Annotated in this window: 13 protein-coding genes; 7 read left to right on the top strand and 6 right to left on the bottom strand. The window is 68.7% G+C overall.

Going from position 1 to position 16,209, the window contains the following annotated elements; genetic code table 11:
• The coding region (gene gltB, locus RMO04_RS20250) for a glutamate synthase large subunit (RefSeq protein WP_309646574.1) at positions 1-4,228 on the top strand (4,228 nt) is incomplete at its 5' end.
• On the opposite strand, the gene RMO04_RS20255 is transcribed toward gltB, so the two are convergent.
• Positions 4,229-5,404: a citrate synthase gene (locus RMO04_RS20255; RefSeq protein WP_309646575.1), complete on the bottom strand. Its 1,176-nt coding sequence runs from the start codon at positions 5,402-5,404 to the stop codon at positions 4,229-4,231.
• Between the two features lie 75 nt (positions 5,405-5,479).
• Between RMO04_RS20255 and RMO04_RS20260 the strand changes: the two genes are divergently transcribed.
• The 4 genes from RMO04_RS20260 to queG all read left to right on the top strand — a co-directional run bounded on the left by RMO04_RS20260 (position 5,480) and on the right by queG (position 9,401).
• Positions 5,480-6,565 (top strand): citrate synthase/methylcitrate synthase, encoded by a 1,086-nt coding sequence (locus tag RMO04_RS20260; RefSeq protein ID WP_309646576.1) that lies wholly within the window; start codon positions 5,480-5,482, stop codon positions 6,563-6,565.
• A 61-nt stretch (positions 6,566-6,626) separates the two neighbouring features.
• Entirely contained in the window at positions 6,627-7,589 is a 963-nt protein-coding gene (locus RMO04_RS20265; protein ID WP_309646577.1) for a cation diffusion facilitator family transporter, read from the top strand.
• 11 nt (positions 7,590-7,600) lie between these two features.
• Positions 7,601-8,287: a glutathione S-transferase family protein gene (locus RMO04_RS20270; protein WP_309646578.1), complete on the top strand. Its 687-nt coding sequence runs from the start codon at positions 7,601-7,603 to the stop codon at positions 8,285-8,287.
• Positions 8,268-9,401, top strand: a complete 1,134-nt coding sequence (queG, locus tag RMO04_RS20275) for a tRNA epoxyqueuosine(34) reductase QueG (RefSeq protein WP_309646579.1) — start codon at positions 8,268-8,270, stop codon at positions 9,399-9,401. Before RMO04_RS20270 ends, queG begins: the two co-directional genes overlap by 20 nt.
• Here the strand turns inward: queG and RMO04_RS20280 are convergent.
• Positions 9,380-9,712 (bottom strand): helix-turn-helix domain-containing protein, encoded by a 333-nt coding sequence (locus RMO04_RS20280; RefSeq protein WP_309646580.1) that lies wholly within the window; start codon positions 9,710-9,712, stop codon positions 9,380-9,382. The genes queG and RMO04_RS20280 overlap by 22 nt on opposite strands.
• A gap of 56 nt (positions 9,713-9,768) precedes the next feature.
• On the opposite strand from RMO04_RS20280, the gene RMO04_RS20285 reads away from it, so the two are divergent.
• Both RMO04_RS20285 and rarD read left to right on the top strand, forming a co-directional pair.
• On the top strand, positions 9,769-10,305 hold the full coding sequence (locus RMO04_RS20285) for a carboxymuconolactone decarboxylase family protein (protein WP_309646581.1): 537 nt from the start codon (positions 9,769-9,771) through the stop codon (positions 10,303-10,305).
• A 16-nt stretch (positions 10,306-10,321) separates the two neighbouring features.
• Entirely contained in the window at positions 10,322-11,227 is a 906-nt protein-coding gene (gene rarD / locus RMO04_RS20290; protein ID WP_309646582.1) for an EamA family transporter RarD, read from the top strand.
• On the opposite strand, the gene RMO04_RS20295 is transcribed toward rarD, so the two are convergent.
• The 4 genes from RMO04_RS20295 to RMO04_RS20310 all read right to left on the bottom strand — a co-directional run bounded on the left by RMO04_RS20295 (position 11,212) and on the right by RMO04_RS20310 (position 16,166).
• Positions 11,212-12,336, bottom strand: coding sequence for a serine hydrolase domain-containing protein (locus RMO04_RS20295; protein ID WP_309646583.1), 1,125 nt, complete (start codon positions 12,334-12,336; stop codon positions 11,212-11,214). The genes rarD and RMO04_RS20295 overlap by 16 nt on opposite strands.
• Before the next feature lie 12 nt (positions 12,337-12,348).
• A complete protein-coding gene (locus RMO04_RS20300; protein ID WP_309646584.1) occupies positions 12,349-13,173 on the bottom strand; it encodes a PfkB family carbohydrate kinase in 825 nt (274 codons plus the stop codon).
• A 24-nt stretch (positions 13,174-13,197) separates the two neighbouring features.
• A complete protein-coding gene (gene ahcY, locus RMO04_RS20305) occupies positions 13,198-14,589 on the bottom strand; it encodes an adenosylhomocysteinase (protein ID WP_309646585.1) in 1,392 nt (463 codons plus the stop codon).
• A gap of 98 nt (positions 14,590-14,687) precedes the next feature.
• Positions 14,688-16,166, bottom strand: a complete 1,479-nt coding sequence (locus RMO04_RS20310) for a CHAD domain-containing protein (RefSeq protein WP_309646586.1) — start codon at positions 16,164-16,166, stop codon at positions 14,688-14,690.
• Between the last annotated feature and the right edge of the window lie 43 nt (positions 16,167-16,209).

The following is a 16,209-nucleotide window of genomic DNA, read 5'->3' on the forward strand; positions in this document are numbered from 1 at the left end:
GGTCTTCCTGCCGCGCAACGACCTCGGGGCCCAGGAGGCCGCGCGGACCATCGTCGAGGCCGAGGCCCTGCGGTTCGGCTTCTACATCTATGGCTGGCGCCAAGTGCCTGTGGACACCTCGGTGATCGGTGAGAAGGCCAACGCCACGCGGCCCGAGATCGAGCAGATCATGCTCGCCCCGCCCGCCGGCCTCGAGGGCGAACCGCTGGAGCGGGCCCTCTTCCTCTGCCGCAAGCGGATCGAGAAGCGTGTCGGCGCCGCTGCGATCCGCGACTTCTACCTGTGCTCCTTCTCCGCCCGGCAGCTCATCTACAAGGGCATGTTCCTCGCTGAGCATATCGACGAGTTCTATCCCGACCTGAAGGACGAGCGGTTCTCCGCCGCCGTGGCGATCTTCCACCAGCGCTACTCCACCAACACCTTCCCCGAGTGGCGGCTGGCCCAGCCGTTCCGGATGCTGGCGCACAACGGCGAGATCAACACCGTGAAGGGAAACATCAACTGGATGAAGTCCCACGAGATCCGGATGGCGGCCGACGCCTTCGGAGAGCTGGGCGACGACGTGAAGCCGGTGATCCAGCCGGGCGGGTCGGACTCAGCGGCGCTGGACAACACCTTCGAGGTGCTGGTCCGGGCGGGGCGTGACGCACCCATGGTCAAGGCCTTGCTGATCCCGGAGGCCTGGAACGCGCGATCCGACGAGCAGATCAGCCCGGCGCACAAGGCGCTCTACGCCTATTGCAACGCCGTGATGGAACCCTGGGACGGACCGGCGGCCATCTGCGCGAGCGACGGCCGCTGGGTGGTGGCCGGCAAGGACCGCAACGGGCTGCGGCCCCTGCGGGTGGCCTATACCGACGATGGCCTGCTGATCATGGGGTCGGAGGCGGGCATGTGCCGGGTCGACGAGGCCCGGATCGTCAAGAAGACCCATATCGCGCCGGGCCGGATGATCGCCGTCGACCTTGCGGAGGGGCGGCTCTATGGCGAGGACGAGATCATCGACCATCTCGCGCAACGCCACCCCTACGACCAGTGGCTGGGCAACATGGTCGACCTGGAGGCGCAGATCGGCGCCGGGCCTGAGCCCCGCGCCTATGGCCGCGAGGAGCTGGTCCGCCGCCAGGCCGCCGCCGGCATGAGCCTGGAAGACCTGGAGCTGATCCTGGCTCCCATGGTGGAGGACGCCAAGGAGGCCGTGGGCTCCATGGGCGACGACGCGCCGCTCGCAGTGCTGAGCGACCAGTACCGGCCGCTCAGTCATTTCTTCCGCCAGAACTTCAGCCAGGTGACCAACCCGCCGATCGACTCCCTGCGGGAGACCTCGGTGATGAGCCTCAAGACCCGGTTCAAGAACCTCGGCAACATCCTGGCGCAGGACGAGGCTCAGACCGATGTGTTCGTGCTGGAGAGCCCGGTGCTCACCACCGGCATGTACCAGCGCATCCTGGGCTTCATCGGCGAGAAGAACGTCGCCGTCGTCGACGCCACCATGCCGATCCCGGCCGGCGAATGCCGGACCGGCGACGCCCTGCGCGCGAACCTTGATCGCATCCGCGCCGAGGCCGAGGACGCCGCCCTGCGCGGCTGCGCCACCATCGTGCTGACCGATGAGGCCAGCGGACCGGACCGCGTGGCCCTTCCGATGATCCTGGCGACCGGCGGTGTGCATTCATCGCTCGTGGCCAAGGGCCTGCGCTCCTACGTCTCGATCATCGTCCGCTCGGCCGAATGCCTGGACACTCACTATTTCGCGGTGCTGGTCGGCTGCGGCGCCACGGCGGTGAACGCCTACCTGGCCCAGGAAAGCTTCCAGGACCGCATGGAGCGCGGCCTGACCGGCGACCTGTCGCTTCGCCAGGTGTGCCTCAACTTCAAGCATGCCATCGAGGGCGGCCTGCTGAAGATCATCGCCAAGATGGGCATCGCGGTGATCTCCTCCTATCGCGGCGGCCTGAACTTCGAGGCGGTGGGACTCAGCCGCGCCCTGGTGGCCGAGTTCTTCCCGGGCATGCCCTCGCGCATCTCCGGCATCGGCCTGGCTGGCATCGAGGCCAAGACGGTCGACCTGCATCGTCGCGCCTGGGAGCCGGCCGCGGTCAGCCTCCCGGTGGGCGGGTTCTACAAGGCGCGTCGCGCGGGCGAGAGCCACGCCTTCGAGGCCCGCATGATCCACACCCTTCAGGCGGCCTGCGACAGCGGCGACTATGGGACCTACAAGCGCTTCAGCGACGGCATGCGGCGCATGCCGCAAATCCAGCTCCGCGACCTGCTGGATCTGCGCTCCAGCGAGCGGCCGATCAGCCTCGACGAGGTCGAGAGCGTCAATGAGATCCGCAAGCGCTTCCTGACGCCCGGCATGAGCATGGGCGCGCTGAGCCCCGAGGCCCATGGGGTGCTCAACATCGCGATGAACCGGATCGGGGCCAAGAGCGTTTCCGGCGAGGGCGGCGAGGACTCGTCGCGCTACAAGCCCCTGCCCAACGGCGACAACCCCAACTCGGCGGTGAAGCAGATCGCCTCTGGCCGTTTCGGCGTCACCGCCGAGTACCTGAACCAGTGCCGCGAGATCGAGATCAAGGTCAGCCAAGGGGCCAAGCCCGGCGAAGGCGGCCAGCTTCCCGGCTTCAAGGTGACGGAGCTGATCGCCCGTCTGCGCCATGCGACGCCCGGCGTGATGCTGATCAGCCCGCCGCCGCACCACGACATCTATTCCATCGAGGACCTGGCTCAGCTCATCTATGACCTGAAGCAGATCAACCCCGACGCCCGGGTCTGCGTGAAGCTGGTGGCCATGACCGGCATCGGCGCCATCGCCGCCGGCGTGGCCAAGGCCAAGGCCGACGTGATCCTGATCTCCGGCAATGTCGGCGGCACCGGCGCCTCGCCACAGACCTCGATCAAGTATGCCGGCGGTCCCTGGGAGATGGGACTTTCCGAGGCCAACCAGGTCCTGACGCTGAACAACCTGCGCCACTCCGTTCGCCTGCGGGCCGATGGCGGCATGCGCACCGGCCGCGACGTGGTGATCGCCGCCATGCTGGGCGCCGAGGAGTACGGCATCGGCACGGCCAGTCTGATCGCCATGGGCTGCATCATGGTGCGCCAGTGTCATTCCAACACCTGCCCGGTGGGGGTCTGCACTCAGGACGAGGCCCTGCGCGCCAAGTTCTCCGGCAGCCCGGAAAAGGTGATCAATCTCTTCACCTTCATCGCCGAGGAGGTGCGCGAGATCCTGGCGTCCCTGGGCTTCCGGTCTCTCATTGAGATCGTCGGCCGCACCGACCTGCTGCAGCAGGTCTCCCGGGGCGGCGAGCACCTGGACGACCTGGATTTGAACCCCCTGCTGGTCCGGGCCGACCCTGGCCAGAACAGGCCCTACTGCGTGGTCGAGGGCCGCACAGAGGTGCCCGACACCCTGGACGCCCAGATCGTCCGCGACGCCGCCCCGCTGCTGGAGCGGGGCGAGAAGATGCAGCTCACCTACACGGTGCGGAACACCGCGCGCGCCATCGGCTCGCGGACATCGTCCCACATCGTGCGGAAGTTCGGCATGGACGGGCTGGCGCCCGGTCACCTGACCGTCCAGCTCAAGGGCTCGGCGGGCCAGAGCCTGGGAGCTTTCGCCGTCCAGGGCCTGCGCATCGAGCTGACCGGCGAGGCGAACGACTATGTGGGCAAGGGCCTGTCAGGCGCGACCATCGTCATCAAGCCCTCACCGCACCTGGCGGCGCCGGAGGCCAACGCCATCCTGGGCAACACCGTGCTCTATGGCGCCACGGCGGGCCGGTTGTTCGCCGCCGGTCTCGCCGGCGAGCGGTTCGGGGTGCGCAATTCCGGCGCGGTCACTGTGGTCGAGGGCTGCGGCGCCAACGGGCTGGAGTACATGACCGGCGGCCGGGCGGTGATCCTGGGACCTGTGGGGTTCAACTTCGCGGCCGGGATGACGGGCGGCATGGCCTATGTGCTCGATCTGCACGACCGCTTCGAGACCATGCTCAACACCGACAGCGTGGTGATCCAGCGGATCGGGACCCATGCCTGGGAGCACGATCTCAAGGCCCTGGTGGTGGAACACGCCCGTGAGACGGGCTCCGCCTTCGCCGCCGGGATCCTTCGCGATTGGGACCGCTACCTCGGCAAGTTCTGGCAGGTGGTCCCGAAGGAAATGGTCCACCGCCTCGACCAGCCGCTGGCCGAGGAAGAGGCGGTGCATCACCGGGCCTGATCAGCCACCCTCCACGTCCACCCCCACATAGCGCGCCCTTGGCCGGATGAGTTGGTCGGTCTGGCCTTGCTCGATGGCGTGGGCGATCCAGCCGGCGCAGCGGGCGACGGCGAAGAGGGCGAAGGGGGCGTCCTTGGGCAGTTTCAGGGTCTCGGCCATGGAAACCAGGGCGAAATCGACATTGGGTGAGAGGCCGGTGACGGCGGTGACCGCGTTCTGGAGGGCCTGAAGGTCAGGCGTGGGCGTGAACCGCGCCAGCAAGGCCTCGGCGCGGGGATCCCTGTCGGGATACAGGTTATGGCCGAAACCGGGGATCAGGCGGTCCTCGGTCAGCAGGGCGGCGATCGCGGCCCTCGGGCCGGTCGCCGCGGCCTGGGCGGCGAAGCTCTGACAGGCGGCCGCCGCGCCGCCGTGGCGTGGTCCTGACAGCGCGGCCAGGCCCGCAAGCGCACTGGCGGCCAGGGACGCGCCCGTCGAGGCCGCGACCCGGGCGGCGAATGTCGAGGCGTTCAGCTCGTGGTCGGCCAGTAGCACCAGGGCGCGGCGGATCAGATCGGCACCCGCGCCGCCCGGACCCAAGCCCCAGGCCAGGGCCAGGCGGTTGGCGATGGCGCCGCCGCCCACCTCGCCCGCCACCGCGTCGGTCAGGACGTCCAGCAATGTGGCCGCCTCCACCGCCAGGGCCATGGGATTGCGGCCGCGCGCCGGCGGATCGGCCCCGGCGCGGGCGGCCAGCGCGGCGAAGGCCCGCGACCGCATGTCCGGCCCCTCAGGCGGTCTGGGTCGATCGGTGCGCTTCAGCGCCACCCCGTGGCCGCCGCGCAGCAGGCGAGCCACCCCTTCCAGGGTCTCGGTCTCGCAGAGGGTCACGGCGTCGCGGCCCCGATAGTAGATCCGCCCCCCCGAGATGGTGGTGATCGCCGAGGCCAGGACCGGCTCACCCCAGGCGATGGCGCCGGCGGCGACCTCGGCCACCTTGCGGCTGCGGGTCTTGCGGTCGGTGAGGGCGGCGATATCGGCGGCCCGGTAGAGGCTGCGGCGCGGATCGCGGGGGTCGACGCGGACCTGCACCCGCCCCCGGCTGACATAGGCGTAGAGGGTCTGGGGCCGCACGCCCAGGCGTTCACGCGCCTCGTCGGCGGCGATCCAGTCGGTCTTGGCGGCTTGGGCGGTCATAGGTTGATTATATTGATCAAGATTGACGCAGTCAGCTTGGCGGCAAATATCTTCGGGAGCAAGAGGAGATACGCCATGTCCGATGGCCTTGAAGACGTCGTCGCCGCCGAGACCGTCCTGTCCGACGTCGACGGCCTGCGCGGCGTGTTGATCATCCGGGGCCGGTCGCTGGACGACCTGGCTGGCAGGACCCGTTTCGAAGATGTCGCCCGGCTGTTGTTCGACGGGTTCTTCGACGATCTGCCGGAGGACCTGGGACCGTCGCTGGGCGCGGCGCGGGCCGAGGTGTTCGGTGAGGTCGCGGCCCTCGACACCGGTCTGATGGACCGCAGCCCTATCGAGGCCATGCGCGCCCTGACCGCCCGTCTGGCTGACGGCGATGACCTGGCCACGGCCCTGCGCCTGGTGGCCGCGCCCGCGGTGTTCACCGCCGCCGTGGTCCGCGCTCAGGCGGGCGAGGCGCCTGTCGCCCCGGATGCCCCGCTGTGCCACGCCGCCGACTTCCCGCGCATGACGGGCGCGTCGGCCCCGAGCACGGCCGAGGCCGACGCGCTCGACACCTATCTGGTGACGGTGAGCGACCACGGCCTGAACGCCTCGACCTTCGCCGCCCGCGTGATCGCCTCGACCCGGGCGGGCCTGACCTCGGCGGTGGTCGGCGGGATCAGCGCGCTGAAGGGGCCTCTGCACGGCGGCGCGCCCGGCCCGATCATCGACATGCTAAACGAGATCGGCCGGCCCGAGAACGCGCGGGCCTGGATCGAGGAGGCCTTGGCTCGGGGCGACCGGCTGATGGGCTTCGGTCATCGGGTCTATCGCGTCCGTGACCCGCGCGCCGACGCCCTGAAGGCCGCTGTTCGCCGGATGCGCGAAGGATCGAGCAGCCAACCGGCGCGGGTGGAGTTCGCCGAGGCCGTGGAGACCGCGGCCCTGGCCATCCTCAAGGAGCACAAGCCTGACCGGGCCTTGGACACCAATGTGGAGTTCTATACGGCCCTGCTGTTGGAGGCGCTCGCGTTCCCGCCGTCGGCCTTCACCTGCGTCTTCGCCATGGGCCGGGTCGCCGGCTGGATCGCCCATGCTCGCGAACAGGTGGCCGGCGGACGGCTGATCCGTCCGCAGTCGCGCTATGTGGGCCCCACCCCGCTCAAGGCCGCATAGAGCCAAAGCCGAGAGTCGTTCTCGCTGGGGTTGCCGGCGCCGGGGCGGTAGACAGGTCGCGATGACGCGCGCCTCAAGCCTGACCACCGCCGAGACCGCCAAGCTGACCCGGCGGGTGACCCTGCTGTCGGTGACCGTGGCCCTGGTGCTGGTGAGCCTGAAGGCCGCCGCCTGGCTCGTCAGCGGCTCGGTCGCCCTGCTGGCCTCGATGGCCGACTCCGGCCTCGACCTGGTGGCGTCTCTGGTGACCTACTTCGCCGTGCGGTACGCCGCCGCGCCGCCGGACGAAGAGCACCGGTTCGGTCACGGCAAGGCCGAGGCCTTCGCCAGCCTGGTGCAGGCGGGCCTGGTCTTCGCCTCGGCGGCCCTGATCGGCCAGGAAGCTGTTCGCAGCTTGATCGAACCTCAGCCCCTGGCTCAGGAAGGCCTGGCGGTCGCCGTGATGATCGTTTCCCTTGTGCTGACCGGCGGGCTGATCGCGGCCCAGAGCTGGGTCCTGCGGCGCACCGCCTCCATCGCGGTGGCCGGCGACCGGGCTCACTACGCCACGGACCTCGCCTCCAACACCGTCGCCCTGCTGGGCATCGCCGGCGCGGCCTGGCTGGGACTTGGCCATGTCGACGCGCTGGCCGCCTTGGTGATCAGCGCCCTGCTGCTTTGGGGGGCCGTCAGCGTCTTCCGCGACGCCGCAGGCCAGCTCATGGACCACGAACTGCCCCTGGCGGATCGTGAGGCGATCATCGCCCTGGTGACCGCCGATCCGCGCCTGACCGACGTCCACCAGCTGCGCACCCGCGCCTCGGGCCCCTACATCCACATGCAGATGCACGTGGACCTCGACCCGAAGCTGTCGTTGGAGGACGCCCATTCGGTGCTGGTGGCCGCCGAGAAGCGCGTTCTGGAGGCCTATCCCCGGGCCGACATCCTCATGCATCCCGACCCGCGGGGCGCGGCGGAGCCCCATGGCGGCGCGTTCGCGGAAATCAGTCTCGGTAAACGCGCCCTTAACGTGGACCCTCGATAGTTCACCACCTGATGAGCGCAGAACGCACCCTTCACCATTTCCCGCTGGACCCGGCCTCGCGCCAGGTGCGTCTGGCGCTGGGCGAGAAGCGGCTGGCCTTCGCCGAGGAGCAAGCCAAGTACTGGGAACGCCCCGCTAGCCTGATCGCCATGAACGCCTCGGGCATGACACCGGTGCTGACCATCGGCACGGGCCGCGATCGCCTGGTGCTGTGCGAGAGCCGCGCCATTCTCGACCATCTGGAAGAGGCCCATCCCGAGCCGCCACTGCTGGGGCGCGAACCGGCGGAACGGGCCGAGGCCCGGCGCCTGCTGCAGTGGTTCGACCGCAAGTTCGACTACGAGGTCGGCGGATTCCTGCTGCACGAGAAGATGGAGAAGCGCCTGCTGGGCCTGGGCTCGCCCGACCTGGCGGCGCTGCGGCAGGGTCGCGAGGCGCTGCGCGCGCACCTGGTTTACGTCGAGGGGCTGCTAAGCGGCCGCGACTGGTTGGCCGGCAAGCGGCTCAGCCTGGCCGATTTCGCCGCCGCCGCGCATCTGTCGGTGATCGACTATTTCGGCGACGTGCCTTGGCGCGACTTCCCCGCGACCAAGACCTGGTACATGAAGCTGAAGTCGAGGCCGGCGTTCCGGCCCCTGCTGACCGATCGTTGGCCCGGCCTCGCGCCGGCGCCGCATTATGACGATCTCGACTTCTGATCCACGCAAAGACCTGATCGCCGCCAAGGCCGCCGAGCTGGGCTTCGACGCCTGCCGGTTCGCCGACGTGACGCAGGCCTGGCCGGCCGGCGAGAGGCTGGCGGAGTTCCTGGATCTTGGCCGCCACGGCGAGATGACGTGGTTGGAGACCACCGCCGAGCGCCGCAGCCATCCGCGCGCCATGTGGGCCGGCGCCCGCACGGCCATCATGCTTGGGACCAACTACGGGCCCGACGCCGACCCGCTGGACAAGCTGGAGCACCGCGATCGCGGCACGATCAGCGTCTACGCCCAGGGCGACGACTATCACGAGCTTATCAAAGGGCGGCTAAAGCAGCTCGCGAGCTGGCTGGTCGGACGGTTCGGCGGCGAGCTGAAGGTGTTCGTCGACACCGCACCGCTGATGGAGAAACCGCTGGCCGAGCAGGCGGGCCTGGGCTGGCAGGGCAAGCATACCAACCTGGTCAGCCGCGAGTTCGGCTCCTGGCTGTTCCTGGGATCGATCCTCACCGAACTGGAGCTGGCGCCCGATGGCACCAGCGGCGGATCCTGCGGCCAGTGCGCCGCGTGCCTGGACATCTGCCCGACGAACGCCTTTCCCGCGCCATTCCAGCTGGATGCGCGGCGCTGCATCTCGTACCTGACCATCGAGCTGAAGGGACCGATCCCGCGCGAGTTTCGCCGGGCGCTGGGCAACCGGATCTATGGTTGCGACGACTGCCTGGCGGTCTGCCCCTGGAACAAGTTCGCCACCGTGGCGCACGAGCAGCGCCTGCACGCCCGCGAGGCCCTGCGCGCGCCGAGCCTTGAGGATCTCGCCGCGCTCGACGACGGCGCCTTTCGCGCCCTCTTCGCCCGCAGCCCGGTCAAGCGGATCGGCCGCGATCGCTTCATCCGCAACGTGCTCTACGCGATCGGCAATTCGGGCGAGCCGCGACTGGCGGCGAGCGCCGAACGGCTGCTGGCCGACCCCTCGCCGCTGGTGCGCGGGGCCGCGGTCTGGGCGCTGTCGCGGCTGTTGGACCGCGATGCGTTCTCGATGCTGCGCCAAGCCACCCATGAGGCCGACGCCGATGTCCTGTCAGAGTGGGATCAACCCGCGTCCGAAGTCTGAGCCCACCCCTTCGCCCAGTCGGTCAACGGTTCAATCGCGCCCAGCAGATCTCGGCCACGCGGGGTCAGGGCGTAGCCACCGTCAGCGGCGATGACGCCGGCCTCCCGCAGCTCCTTCAGCCGCGAGTTCAGGGTGCCTGGCGGCAGTTCAGCGGCGGACGACAGGGCGCGGAAGGTCAGCGCATCGCCGCGCAACTCCCACAGAATCCGCAGCGCCCCACGGCGACCAAGCAGGTCCAGCACGGCCATGATCGGCCGCCCAGTGGTCGAGCCGCGCACTTTCCGACCCGGGGCGGGTGCTACATTTTTCATAGCGTCAAATTCTCCGATACGCTACAACCTTTGTAGCACACACCTAGAGAACAGCCATGGCCCGTATCGCCCCCGCCATCGAACCCTTTCCCGACGCCGTCCAGCGTCGACTGGCCAAGCTGACACCCTTGAAGGGTGAACACCTGCTGCTCTTCCGAATGCTTGCACGCGACGAGCGCTTGTTCGCCCGCTTCATGGACGGTGGCCTGCTGGATCGCGGCCACCTGACCCTGCGCGAACGAGAGCTGGTCATCCTGCGGGTCTGCGCCCTGAACCGTTCGGAGTACGAGTGGGGCGTGCATGTCGCCTACTTTGCTGAACGGGCCGGCCTCAGCGACGTCGAGGTCGCCGCCACGACAATGGATTTCGCCAAGCACCCCTGGTCCGCTAGCGACGCCCTGATCATACGCCTGTGCGACGTTCTGCAGCACGAATGCGAGGTGGCCGAGGATTTCTGGGCCGAACTTCGCGAGTCTTTCTCGGAAATGGCCTTGCTGGAAATCCTGATGCTCATAGGTAAGTACCGTCAGGTCTGCATCCTCACCAACGCCCTGCGGTTGGAACACGAGCCCGACACGCCCCGCTTCCCATAAGCCCCGAAAGCCCGCCTTGGCCAAGACGCCCGCCAACACCGCGCTCACGGCCGGGATCGCCTGCTACCTGATCTGGGGGTTCGTGCCCCTGGCCTTCCAGGTGATCGGGGCGTTCGGCGTGGGCTCGTGGGAAATCCTGGCGCATCGGATCGTCTGGAGCGCGCCAACGGCGCTGATCTTCGTGCTGTTGGCCCACCAGTGGCGACAGGTGGTGGCCGTCTTTCGGCAGCCGAAGGTGCTGGCCTGGCTCACGCTTTCGGCCGCCCTGATCACCATGAACTGGATCGTGTTCATCTGGGCCGTGAACTCGGGCCGGGTGCTGGAAAGCAGCCTGGGCTACTACATCAATCCGTTGGTCAACATGGCCTGCGGGGCCCTGCTGTTCCGCGAGCGCATCGACCGGATCGGTCAGGCCGCCATCGTGCTGGCCGTCGTGGGGGTCACCATCCAGGCCTTCGCATTGGGACATCTGCCCATCGTCTCGCTGATCCTGGCCTTCAGCTTCGGCGGCTATGGGGTCGTGCGCAAACAGGTGGCGGCGGACGCCCAGACCGGCCTGTTCATCGAGTGCCTGATCCTGGGTCTGCCCAGCCTCGCCTTCATCCTCTGGCTGGAGCACCAGGGCGGCGGGCACTTCTCCGGGAACCCTGCGGCGACGGCCTGGCTGCTGGCTTCGGGACCGATCACCGCCGTGCCCCTGGTGCTGTTCGCCTGGGCGGCGCGGCGCCTGCCACTGTCGGCCATCGGCTTCCTGCAGTTCATCGCGCCCACGATCAGCTTCGCAATCGGCGTGGCGCAGGGCGAGGCCTTCACCCCGCTGCGGGCGTTGTCCTTCGTGTTCATCTGGGGCGGCGCCTTGGTGTTCGTCTACGGCGCGTGGCGGCGCTCGCGGGCGCTGCCCGAGCCTCAGAGCGCTCCGTAGGCCGCCTCGATCAACCGCTTCGGGCGGCTGTCGCCAAGCAGGTCGGTGGACTGCTTGTTCATCACATAGGCCCCCGCCAGCCCGGTCTCCGGATCGGCGAAGGCGCAGGAGCCGCCCCAGCCGGAGTGGCCGAAGGTCTGCTCACCGGCCCCCCAGACCTTGACCGAGGCGTTGCGCATGAACCCCGCGGCCCAGCTCATCTCGAAGGGCAGGACCAGGTCCTGGCCGCGGATCCGCTCGCGGCTGGCCTCGGCGATCAGGGCCGGCGACAGGATCACTTCGCCGTCCAGCCAGCCGTCATTGGCCAGAGCGCCCATGAGCCGCGCCAGGCCCTCGGCGGTCGCATGGCCGTTGGCCGACGGAATCTCCATCCGCCGCCATTCCCCCTGTCCGCGCCCAGCCGGCGAGGACCATCGCGTCAGGAAGGCGGCGCGGGTGGCCTCGTTGACCTCGCCGAAATTGGGCAGACCGCTGGGCCGCTGCAGGTCGGCGGCGCGGTGATGCTCGGCGTCGGGCAGGCCGATCCAGAGGTCCAGGCCGAAGGGCTCGGCCAGGTCCTGGCGCAAGGCCGTCCCCATGGTCCGTCCCTCGACCCGGCGGAAGACCTCACCGGCGATATAGCCGAAGGTGATGGGGTGATAGCCGCTGGCGCTGCCTGGAGGCCAGAGCGGCGCCATGGCCGCGAGTTTGGCGCAGATCGCGTCCCAATCGAACCACAGGGCAGGCTCGATCTCGTCCGGAAAGCCTGACAGGCCTTCCTGGTGGCTCATCACCTGTTCGACCGTGATCGCCGCCTTGCCGCTCTGGGCGAACTCCGGCCAGACATCGGCCACCGGCTGGTCGTACCAGAGCTTTCCCTGGTCCACGAGGCGGGCGATCAGCAGGGCGGCCAGGGCCTTGGTGGTGGAGAAGACCGGGGTCAGTGTCATCTCGTCGAACGGCGTGGTTCGTTGGCGGTCGGCGTGTCCGGCCCAGAGGTCGACCACCGTCTCGCCTGACTTCACCAGGGTGAAGCGGGCGCCAAGCTCCTGGCCGGTCTCGAAGTTGGCAGAGAAGGCCTCGCGGACGGCTTCGAAGCCGTCCTTCGCATATCCGTGAATCTCGGCCATGGGCGCTCCGCGTCAGGCGAGGGTTTCGACACGCAGCGGGGCGTCCGGGTGTGTCATCCGGGCGCCGAGCGCGACGATCGGTAGGCCCATGCCGCAGTCTTCGGCGCCAATCGCCATGGCCACCGCGCCGGCGGCGCGTTGGGCGGCGTCTGGACCCGAGAGGCCTTGCGCCAGGCCTGCGGCGAAGATCGCCGTCACCAGGTCTCCGGTTCCATTTGGCGCCTGGTCCCGGCGGGGGTGGGCGAACAGGGTCGAGCCTTCGGGCGTGCAGCACGCCAGGCCGATCTCGCCGGGGCGGGCGGGCGCCGAGGTCACCAGGGCCGGCTTGCCCAGGTCGCGGACGGCCGCGACCATCCCCGCCGCGTCGGCGATATCGCGGCCGCTCAGATGCGCCAGCTCCCACAGGTTAGGCGTGATCCAGTCGGCCATGGGCACGAGGTCCTGGCTGATTTCGCGGGCCACCTCGGGGCGGACATAGAGGCCCTTGGGCGCGTCGCCTAGGACCGGGTCGACGACCACGATCACGGCGGGGTTCGCCGCCCGGACCCGGCGGATCGTCTGGCAGGCGAGCATCACCTGGTAGGGCGAGGAGAAGTGTCCAGTGACGAGCAGGTCGAGGGTGTCGAAGACGCCGGCCGCCTCGACGCCGTCCAGCAGGTCCTGCAGCAGCTCGGCTTCCACGGGTTGGCCGCGGCCACCCTTGGCGGGGCTACGACCCAGCAGGACCGTGGGCAGCAGGATGGGATCGATCCCGCAGGCGGCCAAGGCCAGCTGCTGAGCTCCGCCGCCGATCCGGTCGGCGGCGACGTATGAGGAGAGGATCAGCGCGACCGGCATCCTCTCCTCATATTTGATTTCGCCCTAGTAGCGGTAGTGGTCCGGCTTGAACGGGCCAGCCACCGGCACGTCGATATAGGCCGCCTGTTCCGCCGAAAGCGTGGTCAGCTTCGCGCCCAGCTTCTCGAGGTGCAGCATGGCCACCTTCTCGTCGAGGTGCTTGGGCAGGGTGTAGACCTTGGTCTCGTACTTGGACGCGTTGGTCCAGAGCTCCATCTGGGCCAGGGTCTGATTGGTGAAGCTGGCGCTCATCACGAAGCTGGGGTGGCCCGTGGCGTTGCCCAGGTTCACCAGACGACCTTCCGACAGGACGATGATCTTCTTGCCGTCCGGGAATTCCACGTGGTGGACCTGCGGCTTGATCTCGTCCCACTTGAAGTTCTTCAGCCCGGCGATCTGAATTTCCGAGTCGAAGTGACCGATGTTGCAGACGATGGCGTTGTTCTTCATCCGGCGCATGTGGTCGACGGTGAGCACGTCCTTGTTGCCGGTGGCGGTGACGAAGATGTCGGCCTTGTCGGCGACGTCGTCCATGGTCTGGACCTCGTAGCCCTCCATGGCGGCCTGCAGGGCGCAGATCGGGTCGATCTCGGTGACGATGACGCGAGCGCCGCCGTTTCGCAGGGAAGCGGCCGAGCCCTTGCCCACGTCGCCATAGCCCAGGACCACGGCGACCTTGCCCGACAGCATCACGTCGGTGCCGCGGCGGATGGCGTCGACCAGGCTCTCACGGCAGCCGTAGAGGTTGTCGAACTTCGACTTGGTGACGCTGTCATTGACGTTGATGGCGGGGAACGGCAGCTCGCCGCGTTCCGCCATCTGGTAGAGACGGTGGACGCCCGTGGTGGTCTCTTCCGACACGCCCGTGCAGGCGTCGCGGATGGCCGAATAGAAGCCGGGCTTTTCCTTCAGGTAGCGCTTCATCACGGTGTAGAGCGCTTCTTCTTCCTCGTTCTGCGGGTTGTTCAGGACCGACGGGTCCTTCTCGGCCTTGGGGCCCAGCACGCAGAGCAGGGTGGCGTCGCCGCCGTCGTCGAGGATCAGGTTCGGGTAGCCGCCGTCATGCCACTCGAAAATCTTGTGGGCGTACTCCCAGTACTCGATCAGGTTCTCGCCCTTGATCGCGAAGACCGGGGTGCCGTTGGCGGCGATGGCGGCGGCGGCATGGTCCTGGGTGGAGAAGATGTTGCAGGAAGCCCAGCGGACCTCGGCGCCAAGCGCTTCCAGGGTCTGGATCAGCACGGCGGTCTGGATGGTCATGTGCAGGGAGCCGGCGATGCGGGCGCCCTTCAGCACCTGATCCTTGCCGAACTCGGCGCGCACGGCCATCAGGCCCGGCATCTCAGTCTCGGCGATGGCGATTTCCTTGCGACCGAAGTCGGCGAGGGTGATGTCTTTCACGACATAGTCGGTCATGGGGCGGTCCTGTCGGCGGAATGGCGTTTGACGGCTCTATAGCCGCGCGGCCCACAAGGGGCAACAAAACATATAAAGAAACCTTTATATGCCTCGCCTCACCAGAAGACAGGCGCCTCGGAAAGCGTGTCCATGGCCTTCGCCGCGGCCTTCAAGGTCTTGGGTTTCTGCGCTTCACGGGCGGTGAGCAGGCGCTTGGCGGCCGCCAGGGCCGGGCCCTTGAGCGACAGCCGGGGCACCAGTTCGCCCGCCACGGCGCCGTCATTCAGCGTGCCCAGCTGCGCCTGGAGCGCCTTCAAGGACTTGATGAAGGGCTTGGCGTCCGTGTCGAACAGCGGGGCGAAGGCCTCGGCGGCGTAGCGCAGCTTCTTGGCGGCGATGCGCGCCTCGTGGCGGTCGGCGTCGGCGATCGTCTCGATGTCGCGACCAAGCTTCAGCAGTCGCTTGCGCCGATGGGTCAGCGCCTTGACGGCGAAGCCCGCGACGGGCGTCTCCCGGGCTCGGCGCGCGGGCTTGCCGTGGGCCGACAGCCAGGCGCCGGTCTCAACCCAGGCCGTCGCCTCAAGCACCAGATCTCGGAATCGGCCTGAAGCGACGGCGGCGCAGGCTTTGGCGTGGCCGCGCTGGCGGGCGGCCTCCACCAGAGGCGCCAGCGCCGACAGGTCGAGGCCCGGCTGGGCGAAGGCGTCGTTGTCGAGGGCGAAGACGTCGAGGTCGCGCGCCTCGTCGCAGGCCTGCGCCAGCCACTTCAGCTCTGTGTTGATGGCGGCGGCCGGTTCACCGCCGGTGACGGCCTTGAAGGTGGAGATGGCGCTGCGCAGTCGGCGCACCGCGACCCGGAGCTGATGCACGGCCTCGACGCTGTCGGCCTCGCGCAGCAGCACGCCGTTGGCGGCGATCTGGACCAGGGCGTTGCGGGCGATCGCCTGGAAAGCCTGGGCGGTGGAGAGGCCACGAGCCAGCGGCGCCTTGTCGTGCCGTCGAGGCGCGCGATCGGTCCCGTCCGCCAGGCCGTAGCCCTGGGACGCCTTGCCGTCGAACGACAGATAGAGCGGCGCGGTCTTGGACAGCTGGCGCGCCAGCTCGAACATCGGGTCGCAGCCGCCGGCTTTCAGCTCCAGCTCGACCTCGCTGATCCGGCGGACGCGATCGCCGGTCTCGACCTCGCCCTCGTCCACCGCCATCTCGATTCGCGAACCCTCGAATTCGAGAGTCCGCTGGCGGCGAACGACTCGGACGGTGAACCGGGGGGCGAGCGACTTGCGTCGCGCGGCGGCCGGCAGGGCGGCCTTCAGCGCGGGCATGGCGAGATCCAGGTCCACGCCGTTCAGAGCCGCCTCATGCTCCTCCCGGGCGAAGCCGTCGCCGCGCTTGAGAGTCTGCACGCGTTGCCCGCCGCTCTCGCGAATACGCAGGGAAATCCGCTGCTTGCGCAGATCCCCGTCGGGGGTGTCGTAGTAGACCGAGACGAGGTCCTTGCTTTGGTCCTCGCCATCCGGCGCGGCGGCCAGCACTGCCGACAGGTCAGAGGGCTCGCACAGAAATTTCAGCTCAATCTCGTCTTCCGCTACGTGCATAGGCTAAAGGCTCCCAGCCAACGCCGCTCTCTCTGAAGAGCCA

This window comes from Phenylobacterium sp. (genome assembly GCF_031412415.1).
Classification (GTDB): domain Bacteria; phylum Pseudomonadota; class Alphaproteobacteria; order Caulobacterales; family Caulobacteraceae; genus Phenylobacterium.